Here is a 22,219-nt window from a genome sequence, read left to right on the forward strand (position 1 = left end):
GACGTTGGCTTTCCCTGGAGCACCCCTCATCCGTCGCCTTCGGCGACACCTTCTCCCGCAAGGGGAGAAGGAGAGGGTGCTCAATCGCTCTCGCGCGCGACGAGCTCCAGCGGCCAGACTTCGCGGATTGTGCGTGGCCCCTCCGGACCGGCATGGGCCGGGAGTGACGCCAGCAGCATCTCGGCCAGCCGCCGGCCCATCGGCTCCAGCGCCGGACGGAAGGCGGTCAGCGTCGGCGAGAAATAGCGGCAGAGCGGCGTGTCGACGATGACGATCACCGCGATATCGTGGCCGGGCCTGATGCCCATCTCGGCCAGTGCCTTGCAGCCGCCGAGCGCCATCGCGTCATTGTTGAAGATGATGGCTGTCGGCCGGTCCTTGGAGAGCATGATACGCGGCGTCACCTGGTAGCCGCCGGTCTCGTTGATGAAGCCGTCGGCGATCAGGCCGGGGTCGACTTCGATGCCGTGCCGCTTCAGAGCCTTGCGGTAGCCGTCGAGGAACAGGTAGCCGAAGTTGAGATCAAGCGAAGGGCGGATGGCAGCTATGCGGCGGTGGCCGCGCGCGACCAGCCGGTCGACGGCTTCATCACCCGCCCTCTCGAAATCGATATCGAGCGAAGGATAGGTGTCGCCGCCGGATTGACTTCGGCCAAGCGTGGCGAAGGGAAAGCCGGCCTTGCTCAGATAGTCGATCCGATCGTCTTCCCGCCGTGTATTGGCCAACACGACCGCGTCGGCCCGGCGCGTCTCAACCACGCGGCGCAGCCTCTCCTGCTGATATTGGCCGGGCTCGCCCATGACGACCATCAGATCCAGGTCATGCTCGGCGAGCCGCGCCTGCAGGCCGGTCAGGAATGGAATGAAGAACGGCTCGCCATATTGCTGGTCGCCGGGATGCGGTTGCAGCATGAAGGCGATCGAGCGGGTGGCGCCCTGGCGCAGGCTGCGGCCCGACTGGTTGGGCGAATAGTTCAGCTTCCTGGCAGCCTCCAGCACGCGCTGGCGCGTCTCCGCATTGACGTCGGCGCGGCCGTTCAGCGCGCGCGACACGGTGCCGATCGAAATGTTCAGGTGACGCGCGAGATCGTGGATGCTGGACGCCAAGGCAGGTTCTCCCCCTGACTTCGCTAGCACCGGCCGTCCTTCAGGCCAAGCAGTGCATGTCGATTTTCGCGAGCAGGTGATTGACATTCTACGCCATCGGGTGTGTTCTCGTAAACGTTTACGGAAATCGGTGAAGCCGCAAATGCCGTGATACTCGGCCTGGAGGGGCCGAGCGGAGGAGGAGCGCTGGATGATGAAGGTCGTCCTGGTCGGGTGCGGAGCCATGAGCAGGCACTGGCTCGATGCCGCGAGGCAGATCGACGGGCTTGCCATTGCCGGCCTTGTCGATCTCGATGCCGAGCGGGCGCAGGCGAGGGCGCGCGAGTACGAGCTCCCCAGTGCCGTCATCGGCACCAGCCTCGATGCCGTTCTCGATCAGACCCGGCCCGATGCCGTGTTCGATGTCGTGGTTCCTGCTGCGCGGCGCGAGGTCGCGCTTTCGGCCTTTGCCCATAACTGCCATCTGCTCACCGAAAAGCCGCTTGCCGACAGCCCAGAAAATGCGCGCGCCATCATCGAAGCGGCGCGCCGCGCGGGGCGGGTCCATGCCGTGGTTCAGAACCGGCGCTATGTCGCCAATGTCAGGCGGATCCGGCGGTTCCTGGCCTCCGGCGCCATCGGCAAGCCGACCAGCATCCATGCCGACTTCTTCGTCGCGCCGCACTTCGGCGGCTTTCGCGAGGAGATGCGCCACGTGCTTTTGCTCGACATGGCGATCCACACGTTCGACGCCGCCCGCTACATGGTCGCCGGCGAACCGGCCGGCGTCTATTGCCAGGAGTGGGAGCCTGCCAATTCCTGGTACCGTCAGGGCTCGTCGGCCAGCGCGGTGTTCGATTTCGGCGGCGGCAAGGTCTTCACCTATGCCGGCTCCTGGTGCGCGGACGGTTTCCGCACGAGTTGGGAAGGCAGCTGGCGCATCGTCGCCGAGCGCGGCAGCCTGTTGTGGGACGGGCATGACGGGTTGAAGGCCGAGGTGGTTGCGTCCGGCCGCGACGGTATCATCGACAAGACCCAGTCGATCGAGGTGCCGGCGCTCGACGCGGCCGACAGAGTCGACGGCCATCTCGGCATCATCCAGGATTTCATGCGCGCGATCGAGACCGGCACCGAACCGGAGACGCGCGGCACCGACAACATCAAAAGCCTAGCCATGGTCTTTGGCGCCATCGAAAGCGCAGAGACCGGACGCCGCGTCGCAATCGCAAAGGAAACGCCGTGATGCCGAACCCGCTTCTCGACATCAGGATCGGCACCATGGTGCGAGCCAATCTAGACGACCCGGCCGCCTATGTGAAACAGATCCTGCCGCTCGGCTTCGAGAGCATCCAGCCCTTTTTCTGGCAGACGCTGGGCGGCAAGGACCTAAAGCGCCTGGCGGGCGAAATCCGCGAAGCGATCGGCGATGCGGACGTCGCCGTCTCATCGATCGGCGTGTTCGGCAATCCGCTGGAGAACGGCGAGGTCGACCGCGGCGTGCTCGCGGCGTGGGAGACCGTCATCGACAACGCACATCTGTTCGGCACCACGATGGTCTGCGGCTTCACCGGCCGGCTGCGCGGCAAACCGCTGACCGACAGCCTGCCCCGTTTCCGCGAGGTCTGGGGGCCGCTGGCCAGGCGCGCCGCCGACAAGGGCGTGCGCATCGCCTTCGAGAACTGTGCGATGGACGGCAACTGGGCGAGCGGCGACTGGAACATCGCCCACAACCCGGACGCCTGGGAGCTGATGTTCAACGAATTGCCCGACGACAATCTCGGGCTCGAATGGGAACCCTGCCACCAGCTCGTCTATCTGATCGACCCGATTCCGCAGATCCGCAAATGGGCGCCGCGCATCTTCCACGTCCACGGCAAGGACGCGACCGTGCGCTGGGACGTGATCCGCGAGCACGGCGTGTTCGGACGCCTGCCTTTCGTGCAGATGCGCAGCCCCGGCTTCGGCGACAGCGACTGGACCCGGGTGATCAGCGATTTGCGGCTGGCCGGCTACAAGGGCGCCATCGACATCGAAGGCTGGCACGACCCGGTCTATCGCGGCGACCTCGAGATGACCGGTCAGGCGCAGGCGCTGGGCTATCTGAAGCAGTGCAGGGGAGGAGCCAGCTACCTGCCCAATCCGGTGTGAGGACCGGCCGGCGGGAGGAGCCGGCCACCAAGACTACGGCCGAAGCAATCGTCGAAACCCTCTGTTGCGAGGGACCAAAAGGGAGGAACGTGCATGAGCATCACGACCAGAAGGACTGTTCTGCGCTCGACCGTCGTGGCGGCTGCCGCGGCGCTCTGCGCCTCGATCTCCACCTTGCCGGCAAAGGCGCTTGACGCCCAATGGTGCAAGGATGTCCATATCCGCTTCTTCGTCGGCGGCGCCGAGGGCGACGCCTTCGGCACCATCGTCTACAATGGCGCCAAGCAGGCGGCGGCCGATCTTGGGCCGAAGGTCGACTACATCTTCTCCCAGTGGGATGTCGAGAAGATGGTGCAGCAATTGCGCGAGGCGGTCGCGGTCAAGCCGCAAGGCATCGCCATGATGGGCCATCCGGGCGATGCCGCGATCATGCCGCTGGCCGAACAGGCGCATAAGGACGGCATCAAGATGATGTACCAGAACGTGCCGGTGCCGAAGGTGGTGGAAGCGTTCGGCGGCGGCTATGTCGGCGCGCAGCAGGAGCAGCAGGGCCGCGCGCTCGGCGCCGAGGCGTTCAAGCTCGGCAAGCTCAAGGCCGGCGACAAGGCGATCATGATCGGCCCGTTCGAGAACGAAAATCGCGGCGCGCGCGAGCGCGGCACGGTCGCGGCGCTGAAGGAGGCGGGCGTCGAGGTGATCCAGCTGTCCTCGCCGCCGAGCGGCGAATGGGCGTCCGACCCGAACCTTGCCATTCCGGTGATCACGGCGGCTCTGCTCAACCACCCCGACGTCAAGGCGGTCGGCTATCCCGGCGGACAGATGCTCGGCAACGTCGCCACCTATATGCAGGCGGCGGGACGCAAGCCCGGCGACATCTTCAACTTCGGCTTCGATACCAGCCCGCAGATCGTCGAAGGCTTCAAGGGCGGCTGGGTGCAGCTGACGGCCGACCAGCAGCCTTTCCTGCAGGGCTATCTGCCGATTTTGAGCCTTTGCCAGCAGGTGGTGCTGGGTCTGGCGCCGATGAATGTCGATACCGGGGCCGGCTTCGTCACGCCGCAGAATTACGAGATCGTCGCCGAGCTGGCCAAGCAGGCGCTGCGTTGACCTCCCAGGCGGTCGGTCGGGGTTGGGCCCGGCCGACCGGATCGCCGGCAAGCGGCCGATAACACAATTGGAAGCGAGGATCGCATGGGCGAACGCATCATCGAACTGCGCGATATCAAGAAATCCTACGGCCAGGTCTATGCGCTGGGCGGCGTCAACCTCAGCGTCGATCGCGGCGAGGTGGTCGGCTTGATCGGCGACAACGGCGCCGGCAAATCGACGCTGATCAAGATCCTATCCGGCGTGGTCAAGCCGACAAGCGGCGACATCCTCGTACGCGGCAAGCCGGTGACCGGATGGAGTGCCGCCCGCTCGCGCGATGCCGGCATCGAGACGGTCTTCCAGGACCGCGCTTTGGCCGTGCAGCAAACGATCGTGCGCAACATCTTCATGGGCCGCGAGCTGACCGGCTTCATGGGCTGGCTGAAGGTCAACAAGGAGATCAAGGAGGCAAGCCGGCTGATGCGCGAGATCGGCTTCACCTCGAAAGTGTTCACGCCGCATTCCATCGTCGGCCAGCTTTCGGGCGGCGAGCGTCAGGGCGTGGCGATCGCGCGCGCCATCTACAAGCAGGCGGAGCTGATCATCCTCGACGAGCCGACGACGGCGCTGTCGCTGACCGAGACCGCCAAGGTCTTCCATTTCGTGCGCCAAGTGCGGGCGAGTGGCCGCTCGATCCTGTTCATCGGCCACAACATCCACCACGTCTTCGACATCGCCGACCGCTTCGTGGTGCTCGACCGCGGCAAGGTGGCGCTGACGGCGGACCGCGGCGAGGTCAAGTCAGCCGACGACCTCATCAACTTCATGGAAGAGATCGCGCATCCGGGTGGCCTGCCAGGGCTACACGAGGCGCGCGGAGCGGAGCAGAGAGCGTGATGAGCAAGGCCATGGAACCCGATCTGCAAACACCTCTGGGAAGGGCAAGCGGCCCGACAGAATCAGGCAAGCAGTGGAGTCATCCTTCCGATCACTGGCTGCGCGGCTTCGTCCTCGACAATCGCGCGGCGCTAGGCACGCTCGCCGTGTTCATCGTCATGATGGCGATCTTCATGATCGCCAACCCGACCGTCTTCACCACCTGGTATCTTTACAGCTCGGTGTTGACGACGCTTCCCGTCGCGCTGTTCGTTGTCGTGCCGCTGGTCTTCGTAGTCACCTGCGGCGAGATCGACCTATCGTTCCCGGCGACGATGGGTTTCGCCTCATGGGCCTTCGCGATCGTCGTGCAGGCCGGCTACGATCCGTTCCTCGGCATCGCCGCGGCGCTTCTCACCGGCACGCTGCTTGGCTTCCTGGTCGGATCGCTGGTGGTCTATGGCGGCCTGTCGTCGCTGATTGCCACGCTCGGCATGAACTTCCTGCTACGCGGGCTGATCCAGATCATCAACGAGGGCAAGTCGACGGCGCTGACCAATCTGGCCGACAGCTCAGCTTACGCGATCTTCTCCAGCCAGCTCTGGGGCATCCCGGTGCAGATCTTCTGGGCGATCGCCTTCGTCGTGTTTTCGGCGCTGCTCTACAACCGCCATCGCTTCGGCGCCCAGGTGAAGGTGGTCGGCGATAACCCGGACAGTGCCAAGCAGATGGGCATCGACGTCCAGCGCGTCCGGGTCAAGGTGTTCGTCTTCACCGGCATCGGGGCGGCGATCGCCGGAACCTTCTCGGTGATGATCAACTTCACCTGGTGGCCGACGGCGGGTGACGGCTATCTGCTGCCGGTGCTGGCATCGGTGTTCGTCGGCGGCACTCCGACCTGGGGCGGGATCGGTACTGTGGTCGGCGGCGCGATCGGCGCGGTCACGGTGTCGTTCATCCAGACCGGCGTGGTGGCGGCGGGCCTGAGCGGCTTCTACGTGCAGTTCTTCAACGGGCTGATCATCATTCTGTCGCTGCTCGGCCATAAGTGGAACCAGGCAAGGTATCGGTAGGGAACTGCTCACACGCCACCATGCGGTTTCCACAAAAGAAATAATAAGGGCACTTACACGGGCTGGTAGAAGATCGCTGTATGCGACATTCTAGGCTTATGCCGATTGCGTTGTCAGATACAAAAATTCTCTGGGGAAGAGCGGGCGGAAAGTGCTCAAATCCAAAATGTCGCGCTGACTTGACCAAAGTAGTTGGTGGCACGCCAGCCTTTCATATCGGGGAAATGGCTCACGTCATTGCGCACAGCGCGGATGGCCCTCGTGGTCAGGCAGGAGGAGGACTTGATACATATGAAAACCTGATTTTGTTGTGCCCGAATTGCCACACTGCAATCGACAAGGCTCCAGAAGCATATTCTGAAGAGCTGCTACGAAAATGGAAAGCTGGCCGAGAAGAGGAGGTTGAACGAGCTAGCTCTGATATTGCGTTTGAACATATTGAGGATTTAAAGAAACATATCGGCCTACTGCTCGCAGAGAATCACGGAATTTTTTTGAATGTTGGTCCGCACTCTTCGATAGCGAACGAGGATCCTGGTTCCGATGCTGTAGAAATTTGGACGGCCCGAAAGTTGGATACCATATTGCCGAATAACAAAAGGATTATAAATTCGATCGAGAGAAATATGTCCCTGCTGTCAAGGGAAGACAGAATTGCCTTCCTCGCCTTCAAGGGGCATGCATTGGCCTACGAGCAGCAGCAATTTGGTCGTACGGAATTCTATCCAAAGTTCCCTGCCATCTTCTCTGAAAGGTTCGGATATGAGTGATCCGAGTAACCCTTGGAATATACCTTTCTCAAGAACGTCGTTTCTAATAAGGGTCCTTTCTAATCATGAAAATGTGAAGAACTTGCGCAGAGAGCAGGATATACTTTTTCTGTTCGAGCGAAAACAACAAGGTGACCAAATGCGAATGCTCGGCGGTGACGAGTATGCATTTAGCCTAGCGTTGGTAATGCGCGCCCTGCAGGATTTTGGACCGCTTCAGTATATCTGCGTGGGAGGATTGTGGAATGGCTATTCGGCACAAGCCAAAGATTACTGCCAGCAGAATCGTATCGGTCTCTACAATTCCTCAGAACTTTCTGGCGGATTGTGGGCGACAAAATATTGGGACTATGCGAAAAAAGATAAAGACGGAAATCGAAGCTATAGTATCAAATCTTGATGTATGCTCAGCCTATGGATTTGGATCTTTTTTTCGAGGGGAATTTTTTAACGACATAGATATCGTTTTCACAACGGATATTTCAATTGAAACACTTCCCGATCTGCATCGGGCAATATGTTCAAAAATGAGCGATCTTTCTCTTTCGATCAACTGTCGCGTTGATTTTACGCTTCTAACTCTTGACGAGTTTTCTACCGAACCGCTTAGGGACCATGCCGAGCTGGTGAAGCTGACCTAGATCACCAGAGAGCGCTCAAACGCTGGTGACAAACCCGTCCAGCACGCGTTTCTGGCCGGCCTTGTCGAAGTCGATGGTCAGCTTGTTGCCATCGATGGCGGCAATGTTGCCGTTGCCGAATTTCTGGTGGAAGACGCGGTCGCCGAGCTTGAATGGCGAAGGTGTGTCGGCGACCGATTTGGCGACCAGCTCGCCTTCGATGGTGCGGCCTTTCACCGAGGTGCGGCCGGCGCCATAGCCACTGTCAGTCTCGCCATAGCCGATGCGTTCGACCTGGTGGCCGGAGCGTGTGCCCCAGTTGCGGTCGGTCGCTTCGGTGCGGTTCGCCTGCGCGCGCTGCCAGCCGGGCGTCGCATAGGTGTTGGAGAAGCTGCCGGATTTTTCCGCACCGATATTGTCGAAGCGCGAAGCGCCGTAGGGATTCTGCCGGCCGCCGCCGCGGCCCGAGGCGAAGGAGCCGCCGCCATAGGGATTGCCGTAGCCGCCATAGGAATTGCCGCCGTCGGCGACATCGACATGGGCTTCCGGCAATTCATTGACGAAACGCGACGGAATGGTCGATTGCCACAGGCCGTGGATCTGGCGGTTTGAGACGAACCAGACGTGCAGGTTCTTTTTCGCGCGAGTCAGGCCGACATAGGCGAGGCGGCGTTCTTCCTCGAGGCCGGAGCGGCCGCCTTCGTCCAGCGCGCGCTGATGCGGGAACAGACCTTCCTCCCAGCCGGGCAAGAATACGGTCTCGAATTCAAGCCCTTTCGCCGAATGCAGCGTCATGATCGAGACCGCATCGAGCGATTCGCCCTGCTCGGCCTCCATGACCAGCGCGACATGCTCGAGGAAGGAACGCAGGGATTCATACTCCTCCATGGAGCGGATCAGTTCCTTGAGGTTCTCCAGCCGCCCGGGCGCTTCCGCCGAACGGTCGTTTTTCCACATGTCGGTGTAGCCGCTCTCCTCAAGGATGGTCTCGGCGAGCTCGGTGTGCGGCGTGGTCTCCAGCGCCTTCTGCCAGCGCTCGAAATTGGCCGCGACCTCGCGCAGCGCGGCGCGCGGCTTCGGCTTCAACTCGTCGCTTTCGGCGAGCGTCGCCGCGGCCTCAAGCATCGGGATTTGCATGGCGCGCGCGGTGTCGTGGATCTGGCGGATGGTGGCTTCGCCGAGCCCGCGCTTCGGCACGTTGACAATGCGCTCGAAGGCAAGGTCGTCGCCGCTGTTGGCGACGACGCGGAAGAAGGCCAGCGCGTCGCGGATTTCCAACCGTTCGTAGAAACGCGGGCCGCCGATGACGCGGTAGCTCAAGCCGAGCGTGATGAAGCGGTCTTCGAAGGCGCGCATCTGGAAGGACGCGCGCACCAGGATCGCCATATCGTTGAGGTTGTGCTTTTGCCGCTGGTAGGCCTCGATCGCCTCGCCGATGGCGCGCGCCTCTTCCTCCGAATCCCAGGCGGCATGGACATGCACCTTATCGTCCTCGGGGTCGTTGCGGTCGGTGAACAGCGTCTTGCCGAAGCGGCCCTCATTGTGGGCGATAAGATGCGAAGCCGCACCCAGTATATGCGCGGTGGAGCGGTAGTTGCGCTCCAGCCTGATGATGGTGGCGCCCGGAAAATCCTTGTCGAAGCGCAGGATATTGTCGACCTCGGCGCCGCGCCAGCCATAGATCGACTGGTCGTCGTCGCCGACGCAGCAAATGTTGACAGTGGATTGACGCCGGTTTCCCTCCCCCTTGAGGGGAGGGTGGCCGGGTGAAGCCCGGTCGGGAGGGGTCCTCGCGGCAGTGCTCGACGCTCCGGCGCCTGATGACTGGGCGGCGCCTTCCGCGGCGACCCCCTCCGTCCGCTTCGCGGACACCTCCCCCTCAAGGGGGGAGGATTGCGGCCTCTGCGCCAACAAGCGCAGCCACATGTATTGAGCGGTGTTGGTGTCCTGGTACTCGTCGACCAGGATGTATTTGAACTTGTGGTGATAGTCCTTCAGCACGTCCGGATAGGCGCGGAAGATGCGGATCGGGTGATAGAGGAGATCGCCGAAGTCGCAGGAATTCAGCGTCTGCAGCCGTTCCTGATAGGCCTTGTAGAGCTGGCGCCCCTTGCCGTTGCCGAAGCTGCGCGCGTCGCCTTCCGGAATCTCGTCGGGGCCAAGGCCCTTGTTCTTCCAGTTGTCGATCATCTGCGCGAAGGTCTTGGCCGGCCAGCGCTTGTCGTCCAGACTTTCGGCTTGGATCAGCTGCTTGATCAGCCGGACCACGTCATCGGTATCGAGGATGGTGAAATCGGATTTCAATCCGGCAAGCTCGGCATGGCGGCGCAGCAGCTTGACCCCGATCGAGTGGAAGGTGCCGAGCCAGGGCATGCCCTCGACATTCTGCTCGCCGATCAGCAAGCCGATGCGCTGCTTCATCTCGCGCGCGGCCTTGTTGGTGAAGGTGACGGCGAGAATCTGCGAGGGGAAGGCCCTGCCGGTGGCAAGGATGTGGGCGATTCGCGTGGTGAGCACCCGCGTCTTGCCGGTGCCGGCGCCGGCCAGCACCAGAACCGGGCCTTCGGTCGTTTCAACAGCGAGCCGCTGTTCGGGATTGAGGCCGTTCAGATAATCGGGCGCACGGTTCTGCGCGTTGCGTGCGGCCATGGCGCGCGCGGCAAGACCGGATGGGGCGGCGGGCCGCGCATTCGGTTCGTCAAAAAAGGGCATGTCTTCCGAAAAGCCGGACATCGCCCCCGAATGTAGTGATTCGGCAGCGAAAGGCCAGAAGTGTCTCCGTTTTGTTCTAGTTGTTCCTGTTCGGGGCCGCCTTGACAGGCGCAACTTGCGAGAGAAAGCTGCCAACAGGGCAGGGACGGCAAGCCGTTGCCTCAGAGGCGCCGCAAGCGCGCAACAGTCGAAGGAGTATCGTCTTGGCTGTCACCATCACCTCCCTCGTCCTTTTGCTTATCGGCCTGGTCCTCGGCGGCGGCGGCATCTGGCTGGTGACGTTGGGTGGCAGCTGGTACTACCTGATTGCCGGACTGGCCTTCCTGATCACCGCCTGGCTCGTTTTCCGCCGCAGATCGACAGGGCTCTGGCTCTATGCCGCGATCGTGCTCGCCTCGCTGTGCTGGGCGGTGTGGGAAACCGGCTTTGATTGGTGGCAGCTCGGCCCGCGCGGCGGCATCATCGTTCTCATCGCGCTCTGGCTGCTGACGCCATGGGCCAGGCGGGGATTCACCGGTCCGGACGGACGCGCTCCGCTCATCCTGGCGGTGCTCGCATCGCTTGCAGTGGCCGGCTATTCGATGACCGCCGATCCGAAGGACATCGGCGGCACGCTCAACACCGATAAGGTGACGCCGACGGCCAATCTCGGCGGCGACATGCCGGCGGGCGAATGGCATTTCTACGGCCGCACGCCGTTCGGCCAGCGTTACTCGCCGCTCGCTCAGATCACGCCGGATAATGTCGCCAAGCTGCAGCCGGCCTGGACCTACCGCACCGGCGACATGAAGGGTCCGGACGACATCGGCGAGACGACCTATCAGGTAACGCCACTCAAGGTCGGTGATGCGCTCTACATCTGCACGCCCCACAATTTCGCCATCGCCATCGATGCCGCGACCGGCAAGGAGAAATGGCGCTACGACCCGAAGATCAAGCTCGATCCCAACCGCCAGCACCAGACCTGCCGCGGAGTTTCCTATTACGCCGATGCGAAGATCGCGGCGGGCCAGCCCTGCGCGGCACGCATCTACCTGCCGACTTCGGACGCCCGGCTGATCGCTCTCGATGCCGCGAACGGGCAAGTTTGTCCGTCCTTCGCCGAAGGTGGCACGCTGAACCTGATGGCCAACATGCCCTTTCCGAAGTCGGGCTATTACTATTCGACCTCGGCGCCGCTCATCCTCGCCGGCAAGATCATCGTTGGGGGCGCGGTCAACGACAATTATTCGACCGAGGAGCCGTCGGGCGTCATCCGCGCCTATGACGCGGGCACCGGCGCGCTGTTGTGGAATTGGGATTCCGGCAAACCGGATCAGACGACGCCGCTGCCGGCGGGGCAGAACTACACCAACAACTCGCCCAACATGTGGTCAACGGCGAGCGCCGACGAGAAGCTTGGCCTGCTCTACCTGCCGCTCGGCAACCAGACGCCCGACCAGCTCGGCATGGGCCGCAGCGCCGATGTCGAAAAATTCTCCTCCTCGATCACTGCGCTCGACCTCAACACCGGACAGTTGCGCTGGGTGCGCCAGACGGTGCATCACGACCTGTGGGACATGGACGTGCCGGCGCAGCCGACGCTGGTCGACATCACGACGGGGAGCGGCGTGGTGCCGGCACTGGTAGGGCCGACCAAGCAGGGCGATCTTTATGTGCTCGATCGGCGCAATGGCGAACCGATCATTCCGGTGAAGGAAGTGCCGGCACCGGGCGGAGCGATCGAAGGCGACCATACCTCGCCGACGCAGCCGTCGTCCGACCTGTCGTTCAACCCGAAGCCGCTGACCGGCGCCGACATGTGGGGCATCACCATGTTCGATCAGCTGGCGTGCCGGATCGAACTGAAGACACTGCGTTACGAGGGACGCTACACGCCGCCCTCGCTGCAGGGCACGCTGGTCTATCCCGGCAATTTCGGCGTGTTCAACTGGGGCGGGGTCGCGGTCGACCCGGTGCGGCAGGTGATGTTCGGCATGCCGACTTATCTCGCTTTCACGTCGAAGCTCATTCCGCGCGCGGACGTGCCGCCGCCCGGCGACACCAAGGGCAGCGAGCAGGGGCTCAACCGCAATGAGGGCGCGCCTTACGCGGTGGTGATGGGGCCATTCCTGTCGCCGCTCGGCATTCCCTGTCAGGCGCCGCCCTGGGGCTATGTCGCCGGCGTCGACCTGAGAACCGGCCAGATCGCCTACAAGCATCGCAACGGCACCGTCTACGACATGACGCCGCTGCCCCTGCCGCTCAAGGTCGGCGTTCCAGGCATCGGCGGGCCGATGATCACGGCCGGCGGCGTCGCCTTCCTCGGGGCCGCGGTCGACGACTATCTGCGCGCATATGACCTTACGACGGGCAAGCAGCTCTGGCGCGCGAGGCTGCCGGCCGGCGGGCAGTCGACACCGATGACCTACACGGTTGCCGACGGCCGCCAGTTCGTGGTCATCGTCGCCGGCGGCCACGGCTCGGTCGGTACCAGGCCGGGCGATTATGTGATGGCTTACACGCTGCCCAAGTAGACGAGGACATCCAATCGCGCCGGCCTTTTCGCCGAGCACGCCGCCAAGCGCTCCCTGCGGGACGACAGCAAGCCGCCGCCTCAGCCAGGCGCTGCGCCGGCGGCCATCACGTTCACGGCATTCCCCTTTTTGCCGTTCGGACCGGGCGGGGCCGTGTCCGCAGTTTCCCGTCCATTGTGACAGCACCACCAAGGCTTTCGGAAATGACCAAAATGTGATGGATGCAGAAGCCACCGGCAATCGTCATTGGTCGAAGTTGGGTCCGAGGACCGCCGCCGCCGGCGGATGACTGGACCATGCGCGTTCTAACCCTATCTTGCGCGTCAAACAGTCGTCGAGGAGAGCCATGACCGAACCTGTCGCCAAGCCTGTCGTCACACAGCCCATCATCACTCAGGCAATGATCGATGCCTATGACGAATATACGCATCTGACGCTGGACCGGCGGCGCTTCATGGAGCAATTGACCCGGCTCGCTGGATCGGGCGCCGCGGCCGCCGCGATCGCGCCGATGCTGGCTGCGAATTCGGCCAAGGCGGCGATCGTCGCCGAGAACGATCCGAGGGTGAAGGGCGAGGACATCACCTATCCCGGCAGCCGCGGCGAGATGAAGGGCTATCTGGTCAAGCCGGCGAATCACTCCGGCAAACTCGGCACGGTGATCGTCGTCCATGAGAACCGGGGGCTCAATCCGCATATCCGCGACGTCGCCCGGCGCGTGGCGCTGGAAGGCTTCGTCGCGCTGGCGCCGGACTTCCTGTCGCCGCTCGGCGGCACGCCAGCCGACGAGGACAAGGCGCGCGACATGTTCAGCAAGCTCGATGCTGCCCAAGTCGCGGCCGACGGCGTAGCCACGGTCGCCTATCTCAAGGCTTACCAAGACAGCAACGGCAAGGTCGGGGCGGTCGGCTTCTGCTGGGGCGGCGGCACGGTGAACACGCTGGCCGTCAATGCGCCGGACCTCAGCGCCGGCGTCGCCTATTACGGCATGCAGCCGAAGGCCGACGATGTGCCGAAGATCAAGGCGGCGCTGCTGCTGCATTATGCTGGGCTGGACGAGCGCATCAATGCCGGCATCGACGCCTACAAGAAGGCGCTCGACGCCGCGCATATCGAATACACCGTCTATGTCTATGACGGCGCCAACCACGCCTTCAACAACGACACCTCGGCCGCGCGCTACGATAAGAAGGCGGCCGATCTGGCCTGGGGGAGGACGGTCGCCTTCCTTAAGGAGAAACTGGCCTGAGGTGTGTTGATATTCAGGTGAGCCCGGCCTGCGAATGGCGGCTTCCTGCGCTTCCGGTGCTCACGTACTTCAAAGTACGCTCCGCTCCGGTTCTCGGAATCCACCATTCTCGGCTCGGCCTGACCTGAATCTCAACACACCTCGACGGCGGCGGATCACTCCGGCGCTGGCTTGTGCATGGCGACGCCCGCCACAACCAGCGCGATGCCGAGGCAATCGGTGAGGCTCGGAACCTGCCTGAGCACGACCACGCCGATCAGGGTCGCGGTGAGCGGCAAGAGCGATAGCATGAGCGCGAAGCTCGCGCGCGGCAGCCGCGCCATGGCGAGCTGATCGCAAATGTAGGGGATGACGGAGGAGCAGAGGCCGACGCCGATACCGGCGATCAGCAGTTGCGGCGCCGAGAAGGCTGGCAGCGCCTCGCTGAAGCCGACCGGCAGCACGACGAGCAAGGCGATCGCCATGGCGGTGCCGAGGCCGGCGATGCCGAGGCCAGTTCGGGCGATGCGGTGGCCCAAAACGATATAGCCGATGAACAGCGCGCCGTTGAGAAAAGCCCAGAACAGGCCGACGGGATCGCTCGACCATTTGACATCGATGAGCAGCAACGTGCCGGCGACAGCGATGGCGAGCGCCGCGAAATTGCGCGGGGTTCTGAGGCCGACCATCGCGACGCCTATGGTGCCGACAAATTCGATCGCGGCGACCAGCGAGATCGGCAGGCGGTCTAGAGCCAGATAGAAGGCGCAGTTCATCACCGCCAGGCAGGCGCCGAAGGCCAACAGCAGCAGGCGGGCCGAGCGGTCGGCGCGCGTGAAAACCGTCCATGGCCTGGTAAGCGGCGCGAAGACGAGCGCGGCCGTGGCGATGCGCAGCCAGGCCATGCCGAGCACGCCGACCTGAGCGAACAGCAGCGCGGCGAAGGCCGGCCCAAGATAGTGGAAGATCGCGCTGACGCAGAACCAGACATGCGGCGGCACCGCATCGGCCAGTCCGGCGAGGGCAGGGCGTGCAGCGTCGGTGTCGCTGCCGGCCCGGTTTGTCGGACGAACTTGCGCTTCAGAATTCATAGGGTCATTATCGCAGGCGAACTTCGCGACTTATATGGATGATGCACGGCTCCGATCGCCGTTCACCTTCTGAAGAAAAGAGAATTATTTGAAACGCCTTCGAAATGAAAATGGCGAGCTGGATGCGGCGGACCTGAAAATCCTGCGACTCCTGGAAAAGGATGCGCGCACCAGCACGGCGGAGCTGGCGCGCGCCGTCGGGCTCTCGGCGCCGAGCGTGGCCGAACGCATTCGCAAGCTGCAGGAGAATGGCGTGATCGAAGCCTATACGGTGAAGATCAATCCGGCGGCGCTCGGCATGAAGCTGTCGGCATGGCTGCGAATCAGGCCGGTCCCGGGGCAGCTTGCCGTGGTGGCCGGGATCATCCGCGACCTGCCGGAAATCGCCCAATGCGACCGAGTGACCGGCGAGGATTGCTTCATCGCGCTCGCGCATGTCGGCTCGGTGGCCGAGTTGGAGCGGGTGATCGACAAAATTATTCCCTATGCGATGACCAACACCGCCATCATACAGTCGTCGCCGGTCGAGGCGCGCTCGCCGCTTGGCAGTTTAAGGGAGCACTGAAGGCTCAGTGTGACCGCGTCTCATACGCGCCTGCTTGAGAATCGCGCGCCAGCGGATCATGTCGAAGGGGATGGGCTCGTTGTTGTTGGCGATGTGGAAGATCTCGTTGTTGACGTTCTTCAACGATCGCCAGAAATCATAGTCGGTGATGCGCGGATCGGCCGCCAACCGCTCCACTTCGACCTTGATGTCGGTTTTCATGCACTGTCCTCGCACCGCATTCCGCCTGCCGCCCGCGCGTAAACCCGGTGCGGCGGTTTTCGAACGCGCCACTGAGTCGTTCAACAGACTCAATCGGCTTGTTCACGTTAAAACCTTGGTAAGGTTAACGCGGGTGTGCGGCTTTTCAAGCGCTCTTGCGTTTGATGCCGATCGAACGGCCGGCACGCTCCGGCATCGGCAACGCGGCGTGGGCAGCGCGCATGGCTTCAACCTGTGCCATCACATCGGCCGGGAAGGGCGCGACCCTCGGCCCGGCCATGTCGACATGCAGCGCAAGCTGCTCGGACGTCGCGGCCAGCCAGCCATCGACGTGGCGAATCTCCTGATAGGCCCTCAGCCGCTTCTCGTCGTGGTCGATGAGCTGGAACGAGACCTTCACCTTGTGGTCGAGGTGAAGCTCCTGCACGTAGCAGACATGGACTTCCGCGGTGTAGATGGTGAGACGGCGGTCCTTGGCATAGTTCGGTCCCATGCCCATCAGCTCGAACGCTTCGTCCGAGCAGCGGTCGAACAGCACGTTGTAATAGGCCATGTTGAGATGGCCGTTATAGTCGATCCAGTCCTTCTCGATCGCCATCGGGCTGGAAATGATCGGCGCGGGCATCGTCATCTGGCTTTCCTTGATCGTCTGGACAGGGCCTGGCTGGTGAGGTTCACTTTGTTCTGGCGCAATTCCGGTGCTTCACTCTTTTCCTGGAATTGCTTTAGGCATCATCCATAGCTGCATTACAAGAGTGGCCGCTGGTCCATTCGCGGAGGAATTCATGGCTTTGAGCGACCTCAACCCCGTCGAGCGCAACGAGGAAGGCATCGCCGCCGTGCTCGGCATCCTCAAGCAGCGGTTCGGCGAGCGTTTTCAGACCGGCGAGGCGATCCGCGACCAGCATGCGCACACCACCACCTACATCCCGACCCAGGCGCCGGACGGCGTCGTCTTCGCCGAAACCACGCCGGAGGTGCAGGAGATCGTGCGCACCTGCGCCGCGCACCGCGTCCCGGTCATCGCCTTCGGCGTCGGCTCCTCGCTCGAGGGCCACACCAATGCGCCGGGCGGCGGCATCTCCATCGACACCTCTCGCATGAACCGCATCCTCTCGGTCAATCCGCAGGATCTCGACTGCACGGTCGAGCCCGGAGTGACACGCGAGGATCTCAACCGCCATTTGCGCGACACCGGCCTGTTCTTCCCGATCGACCCCGGCGCCAATGCCTCGCTGGGCGGCATGGCGGCAACACGGGCGTCGGGCACCAATGCCGTGCGCTACGGCACGATGCGCGAGAACGTGCTGTCGCTGACGGCGGTGATGGCCGACGGCGAGGCAGTGACGACCGGCAAACGGGCGAAGAAAAGCTCGGCCGGCTACGACTTGACGCGGCTCTTGGTCGGCTCGGAAGGCACGCTCGGCATCATCACATCACTGACGCTCAGGCTGCAGGGCATTCCGCAGGCGATCTCCGGTGGCGTCTGCCCGTTCCCGACCTTGGAGGCCGCATGCAACGCAGTGATAGCGACCATCCAGATGGGCATCCCGGTGGCGCGCATCGAACTGGTCAACGCGCTGCAGATGCGGGCGATGAAGAATTATTCGAAGCTCGACTACCCCGAGGGCCCGTGCCTTTTCGTCGAATTCCACGGCAGCGACGCTGGCGTTGCCGAACAGGCCGAGACTTTCGGCATGATCGCCGAGGAGAATGGCGGCGGACCGTTCCTGTGGACCAGCGTCGCCGAGGAGCGGACGAAGCTCTGGAAGGCGCGGCACGACGCCTACTGGTCGTCGCTGACGCTGCGCCCCGGCGCCAAGGGGCTTTCGACCGATGTCTGCGTGCCGATCTCCCGGCTTGCCGAATGCGTCACCGAGACCGAAGCCGACATTGCCGAAATGGGCCTGATCGCGCCGATCGTCGGCCACGCCGGCGACGGCAATTTCCATGTGCTGGTGCTGATGGATGTCGACAGCCCGCAGGAGATCGCACTCGCTGAAAAATTCGTCGCGCGGCTCAACATGCGGGCGATCGCCATGGAAGGCACCTGCACCGGCGAACACGGCATCGGGCAAGGCAAGGTAAGCTTCCTGCGCCATGAACTCGGCCATGGCGTTGACGTCATGCGCACCATCAAGCAGGCGCTCGACCCGCTGAACATCATGAACCCCGGCAAGATCTTGCCGAGAGCCTAGAAGCCGAGGGTTGCAGCCGAATTGCCTCTTTATCGCCGCGCGGATGCGGGTAGAGTGCGGCTGACTTTAATCCTAGGCTTTGGGGCCGATGCTCGCTCGCCTGTTCGTGATCTTCGGTGGCTTGTTCGTGCTGGTGCTGTGCGCGGCGCTGGTGGTGCCGTATTTCATCGACTGGACCGGCTACCGCGCCGATTTCGAGCGCGAGGCGAGCACCATCCTCGGCCGCAAGGTGACCGTGAAAGGCGACGCGACCGCGCGGCTCTTGCCATTCCCTTCGGTGACCTTCTCCAATGTCGAGGTCGCAGGCGGCCCTGGGGGACAGCCGGCGATGACGATGGAGACCTTCTCCATGGACGCGGAGCTGGCGCCGTTCCTGCGCGGCGAACTGCTGATCTTCGACATGCGGCTGGTGCATCCGAAGGCGACCATCGATGTTGCCGGCGACGGCACGGTCGACTGGGCGATTCGGCCGTCGACGCCCTTCGATCCCGGACAGATCGCGATCGAGAAGCTGACGGTGACCGAAGGGCAGATCGAATTGCGCCATGCCGCCGGCGGGCGCAGCCATTTTATCTCCGAGATCAACTCGACCGTTTCGGCAAAGTCGCTCGCCGGTCCATGGCGGATGGACGGCTCGCTGCGCTTCGACGGCCTGCGCGCGGAAGTCTCGGCCTCAACCGGCAGAGCGGAAGCCGACGGCCAGATGCGGGTCAGACTCAAAGCCGACCCGGATGCCTATCCGCTCATCATCGAGACAGACGGCAACGCCGGCATCGTCAAAGGCGCGGCGGTCTATTCCGGTCAGTTCAAGGTTTCGGCCTCTGACAAGAATGGGGCCGACAGGAGCTCGGCCGAATTGCGCGGCACTGACGGCGAGCCCGTGAAGGTCAGCGCCGGCAAGCCCGATCCCGGCTTCCGGCTGAACGGCAAATTCGCGCTCGACCATCAGAAGCTCGGTGTCGATGAATTCCGCTTCGAGACCGGACCGCTCGACAACCCCTATACCGCCGACGGCAAGGCCTCGGTCGATCTCGGCCTGAAACCGCATTTTTCGATCGAAGCGAACGGCGCGCAGGTGCAGTTCGACGAGGCGGTGGGCGCATCCGCAGGTGCCGGATTGACGCTCGACCAGCGTATCGCGGCGTTCGAGCAGACGCTTCAGCACATGCCGAAGCCGACGATACCGGGCACGGTCGAGGTCAGGCTGCCGGCCGTGGTGGCGGGCGATACCACGGTTCGCGACGTGCGGCTCTCGGCGGAGCCGGCCGAAGGCGGGTGGTCGGTGAAGTCGCTCGCCGCGACACTGCCCGGGCGGGCGACGCTTGAAGCCGACGGCATGCTGAACGTCGAGGACCATTTCGGCTTCACCGGATCCCTGCTGCTTGCCGTCGGACAGCCGTCCGGTTTCGCCGCCTGGCTGTCGAAGGATGTCGACGACGCGATCCGCCGTCTGCCGGCGGCGGGCTTCAAGGCCAAGGTCGATCTCAGCGAGAACCGGCAGTCGTTCAGCGACCTCGAGCTGATCCTCGGCAAGGCGAAATTTTCCGGCCGCATCGATTCCAGCCAGCCCGATGGCGCCAGGCCCTCGGTGCTGATGCAGCTGGAGGGCGGCGAGCTCGACGTCGATGGGCTGGCGGCCTTCGCCTCGATCTTCGTCAGCGACAAGGGCGCCAACCGCTTCTCCGACCGCGACCTCGATTTCCAGATCAAGGCGGGCCCGGTCAGCGCCGCCGGGCTGACCGCCGACAGAGTGGATACGGCGTTGAGGCTGCGCAAGGGCCTGCTCGAGATCGACCGGCTCTCGGTCGGAGGGCTCGCCGGCGCTTCGATCAGCGCCACCGGGCGCATCAAGGATTTTCCGGAAAGCCCGACCGGCAACCTCGACGCATCCGTGGTGGCCGTCGATCTCAAACCGCTCATAGATGTCGCAGCCCAGCATTATCCGGACAATCAGGTTCTGAAAGGCCTGGCTGCCCGTGTTGCTGCCTATCCGGAGCTGTTCCAGGACGCCCGGATCGACCTGGTGACAAGTGCCGCCGACAATGGCGACGGCACCACCGGACTCGCGCTCTCCGCGCAAGGCAAGGCCGGCGGTTCCGCCTTCTCGGCTTCGCTTTCGGGCAGGGGGACGCGGGATCGGCTTCCCGATGCGCCGGTATCGGTCACCTTCAATGCCAGGAACCAGAACGCCGCCACGCTGCTTGCACTCTACGGCCTGCCGGCGCTGCCGCTCGGCATGCTTGGACAGGCCACCACCGATATCACGGCCAAAGGCTCGCTGGGCGGCGGTCTGGCAACCAGCTTCAACCTGACGGCCGACGATTTCAGGGCGAGCTTTGACGGGACCATCGCCGAGACAGGGCAAGGCGCCACTGCCAAGGGCAAGGTCAATCTCGACGCCGCCGATATCGAGCCATGGCTGATGACGACAGGTGTCGGGCTGCCCGGCATGGGCACCGGCACGTCGGCTTCGCTCGCCAGCGATGCCGACTTCGGCAATGGGCTTCTGGTGCTGAGCGGGCTCAGCGGCGCCATCAACAAGGCGACTGTGTCCGGCGACGTCAACGCCGACATGAAAGACGGACTGCCGCATCTTGCCGGCGCGCTGGCGCTTGATGAGCTCGACCTCGATCCGTTGGCGGTGTCGCTGTTCGGCGACCAGTCCTTCCTCGCCGGGAAGGACGGTGGCTGGCCGACGACGCCGTTCAGCCGGAAATCGACCCTGCCGTTCAGCGCCGATCTCGACCTCAACACGGCGGCCCTTGCCGCCGGACCGTTCGCGACTGCGCATGACGCGACGCTGTCGCTGAAGCTCGACCGGGAAGGCATCCGTGTCTCGGACCTCAAAGCCAAGCTCTATGAGGGCACGCTGACCGGCCTGTTCGAGCTCAAGAACACGGAGGGCACCGGCCTGTTATCGGGTCAGTTGAAGCTGGCGGGCAGTGATCTTACCGCAGTGCTGCCTGGCGCCGGAATCAGCGGCAGCGGCGACATTTCGGCCGCGCTGTCGACCAGCGGCAAGTCTGTCGATGCGATGATCGCCGCCCTGTCAGGGTCCGGCACGGCGGCGCTGAAGGGACTGACCATCGCCGGCATCAATCCCGATGCTTTTGCCCCCGTCATCGCCAAGGCCGATGCAATCGGACGCGACATCGATGCCGCCAAGACCGCCGGCTTCGCGCCTGAAATCGCCGGACAGGGAAGTTTCGCGGCCGGCAATATCGATATCCCCTTCACCGTTGCCAATGGCACGCTGCGGGCGCCGCCGATCAGCCTCGACAATCCGGCGGCGACGCTGTCTGCGGACGTCACCGCCGACCTCGATGCGAGTACGGTGGCCGCCAAGGGGGCGATCACCTATCGACCGGGCGACGAGGCGCTTGTCGGCTCCGAACCGGCTGTGAACTTCAGCCTTGCAGGCCAGATCGGGGCGACGTCGCTCCAGTTCGACAGCGCGCCGCTGGCGCAGTTCCTGACCCAGCGCGCGCTGGAGAAGGAGCAGCAGCGCGTCGAGGCGATGCAGGCGGCGCTGCTCGAGAAGCAGAGGCTGCGGCGCGAGGTGCGCTACTACGCTGCGCTGCAGACGGAGCGCGACCGGGCGGCCGAGGAACGGCGCCGGCAAGAGGAAGAGGCGCGGCAGAAAGCCGAGGCTGAAGCGAGGGCGAAAGCCGAGGCGGAGGCGCAAGCGAAGGCAGAAGCCGAGGCGCAAGCCAAAGCGGAAGAAGAGGCAAGGGCAAAAGCGGAAGCCGACGCCAAGGCTCAGGCCGAGCAACAGGCCGCAGCCGCGAAAGCCCAGGCCGAGGCGGATCGCAAGCGTGCCGAGCAGGCGAGGCTGGAAGCTGAACGCAGGGCGGCTGAGCAGGCGCCAAAAGTCGACCGGTCGCTTCCCGGCGTCAACGACGGTTCCGTTCCAGAGCCGCCGAAGCCTAAGTCCAATCCGTTCACGATCGACAACCTCCTGAAGTCGCTGGACGGCGGTTGAAACCCATTATTCCAGGAAAACTGCATAGCGGTTCCGCCCGGAATCGCGGGCGAACAAAACACCCA

17 protein-coding genes are annotated in these 22,219 nt (G+C 63.6%); 12 read left to right on the forward strand and 5 right to left on the reverse strand.

Annotation, left to right across the window (positions count from 1 at the left end; all coding sequences use genetic code 11):
- Positions 1 to 80: 80 nt before the first annotated feature.
- Positions 81 to 1,106: a LacI family DNA-binding transcriptional regulator gene (locus CK218_RS22910; RefSeq protein WP_095828973.1), complete on the reverse strand. Its 1,026-nt coding sequence runs from the start codon at positions 1,104 to 1,106 to the stop codon at positions 81 to 83.
- Positions 1,107 to 1,296: 190 nt separating this feature from the next.
- On the opposite strand from CK218_RS22910, the gene CK218_RS22915 reads away from it, so the two are divergent.
- The 7 genes from CK218_RS22915 to CK218_RS30310 all read left to right on the forward strand — a co-directional run bounded on the left by CK218_RS22915 (position 1,297) and on the right by CK218_RS30310 (position 7,441).
- Positions 1,297 to 2,328 (forward strand): Gfo/Idh/MocA family oxidoreductase, encoded by a 1,032-nt coding sequence (locus CK218_RS22915; protein ID WP_095828974.1) that lies wholly within the window; start codon positions 1,297 to 1,299, stop codon positions 2,326 to 2,328.
- Positions 2,328 to 3,233: a sugar phosphate isomerase/epimerase gene (locus tag CK218_RS22920; protein WP_210201077.1), complete on the forward strand. Its 906-nt coding sequence runs from the start codon at positions 2,328 to 2,330 to the stop codon at positions 3,231 to 3,233. Before CK218_RS22915 ends, CK218_RS22920 begins: the two co-directional genes overlap by 1 nt.
- A 93-nt stretch (positions 3,234 to 3,326) precedes the next feature.
- Positions 3,327 to 4,340, forward strand: a complete 1,014-nt coding sequence (locus CK218_RS22925; RefSeq protein WP_095828976.1) for a substrate-binding domain-containing protein — start codon at positions 3,327 to 3,329, stop codon at positions 4,338 to 4,340.
- 84 nt (positions 4,341 to 4,424) lie between these two features.
- Entirely contained in the window at positions 4,425 to 5,219 is a 795-nt protein-coding gene (locus CK218_RS22930; protein ID WP_095828977.1) for an ATP-binding cassette domain-containing protein, read from the forward strand.
- The gene (locus CK218_RS22935; protein WP_095828978.1) at positions 5,219 to 6,271 is read left to right on the forward strand and encodes an ABC transporter permease; all 1,053 of its coding nucleotides are present in this window, start codon (positions 5,219 to 5,221) and stop codon (positions 6,269 to 6,271) included. Before CK218_RS22930 ends, CK218_RS22935 begins: the two co-directional genes overlap by 1 nt.
- A 179-nt stretch (positions 6,272 to 6,450) precedes the next feature.
- Positions 6,451 to 7,041 (forward strand): HNH endonuclease, encoded by a 591-nt coding sequence (locus CK218_RS22940; RefSeq protein WP_179294575.1) that lies wholly within the window; start codon positions 6,451 to 6,453, stop codon positions 7,039 to 7,041.
- The gene (locus CK218_RS30310) at positions 7,034 to 7,441 is read left to right on the forward strand and encodes a hypothetical protein (RefSeq protein WP_143749687.1); all 408 of its coding nucleotides are present in this window, start codon (positions 7,034 to 7,036) and stop codon (positions 7,439 to 7,441) included. The genes CK218_RS22940 and CK218_RS30310 overlap by 8 nt, the downstream gene beginning before the upstream one ends.
- A 256-nt stretch (positions 7,442 to 7,697) precedes the next feature.
- On the opposite strand, the gene CK218_RS22945 is transcribed toward CK218_RS30310, so the two are convergent.
- Positions 7,698 to 10,394 (reverse strand): UvrD-helicase domain-containing protein, encoded by a 2,697-nt coding sequence (locus tag CK218_RS22945; protein ID WP_095828980.1) that lies wholly within the window; start codon positions 10,392 to 10,394, stop codon positions 7,698 to 7,700.
- A 182-nt stretch (positions 10,395 to 10,576) separates the two neighbouring features.
- Here CK218_RS22945 and CK218_RS22950 point away from each other — a divergent pair, with 182 nt between their 5' ends.
- Together CK218_RS22950 and CK218_RS22955 are read left to right on the forward strand one after the other, a co-directional pair.
- Positions 10,577 to 12,889, forward strand: coding sequence for a glucose/quinate/shikimate family membrane-bound PQQ-dependent dehydrogenase (locus CK218_RS22950; protein ID WP_095828981.1), 2,313 nt, complete (start codon positions 10,577 to 10,579; stop codon positions 12,887 to 12,889).
- Positions 12,890 to 13,235: 346 nt separating this feature from the next.
- On the forward strand, positions 13,236 to 14,138 hold the full coding sequence (locus tag CK218_RS22955) for a dienelactone hydrolase family protein (RefSeq protein WP_095828982.1): 903 nt from the start codon (positions 13,236 to 13,238) through the stop codon (positions 14,136 to 14,138).
- Between the two features lie 155 nt (positions 14,139 to 14,293).
- Here the strand turns inward: CK218_RS22955 and CK218_RS22960 are convergent, their stop codons facing one another.
- Positions 14,294 to 15,208 (reverse strand): DMT family transporter, encoded by a 915-nt coding sequence (locus CK218_RS22960; RefSeq protein WP_095828983.1) that lies wholly within the window; start codon positions 15,206 to 15,208, stop codon positions 14,294 to 14,296.
- Positions 15,209 to 15,296: 88 nt separating this feature from the next.
- Here CK218_RS22960 and CK218_RS22965 point away from each other — a divergent pair, with 88 nt between their 5' ends.
- The gene (locus CK218_RS22965) at positions 15,297 to 15,773 is read left to right on the forward strand and encodes an Lrp/AsnC family transcriptional regulator (protein ID WP_095828984.1); all 477 of its coding nucleotides are present in this window, start codon (positions 15,297 to 15,299) and stop codon (positions 15,771 to 15,773) included.
- On the opposite strand, the gene CK218_RS22970 is transcribed toward CK218_RS22965, so the two are convergent.
- The gene (locus tag CK218_RS22970; RefSeq protein ID WP_095828985.1) at positions 15,759 to 15,974 is read right to left on the reverse strand and encodes a hypothetical protein; all 216 of its coding nucleotides are present in this window, start codon (positions 15,972 to 15,974) and stop codon (positions 15,759 to 15,761) included. The two genes, CK218_RS22965 and CK218_RS22970, sit on opposite strands and share 15 nt — an antisense overlap.
- A gap of 145 nt (positions 15,975 to 16,119) precedes the next feature.
- Complete coding sequence (locus CK218_RS22975; protein WP_095779017.1) at positions 16,120 to 16,605, reverse strand: thioesterase family protein; 486 nt, start codon at positions 16,603 to 16,605, stop codon at positions 16,120 to 16,122.
- Positions 16,606 to 16,759: 154 nt separating this feature from the next.
- Here CK218_RS22975 and CK218_RS22980 point away from each other — a divergent pair, with 154 nt between their 5' ends.
- Both CK218_RS22980 and CK218_RS22985 read left to right on the forward strand, forming a co-directional pair.
- Positions 16,760 to 18,172 carry an FAD-linked oxidase C-terminal domain-containing protein gene (locus tag CK218_RS22980; protein WP_095829015.1) on the forward strand — a complete coding sequence of 471 codons (1,413 nt, stop codon included), beginning with the start codon at positions 16,760 to 16,762 and terminating at the stop codon, positions 18,170 to 18,172.
- Positions 18,173 to 18,260: 88 nt separating this feature from the next.
- A complete protein-coding gene (locus tag CK218_RS22985; protein ID WP_095828986.1) occupies positions 18,261 to 22,154 on the forward strand; it encodes an AsmA-like C-terminal region-containing protein in 3,894 nt (1,297 codons plus the stop codon).
- The last annotated feature ends 65 nt before the right edge of the window (positions 22,155 to 22,219 follow it).

This window comes from Mesorhizobium sp. WSM3879, assembly GCF_002294915.1.
Lineage (GTDB): Bacteria > Pseudomonadota > Alphaproteobacteria > Rhizobiales > Rhizobiaceae > Mesorhizobium.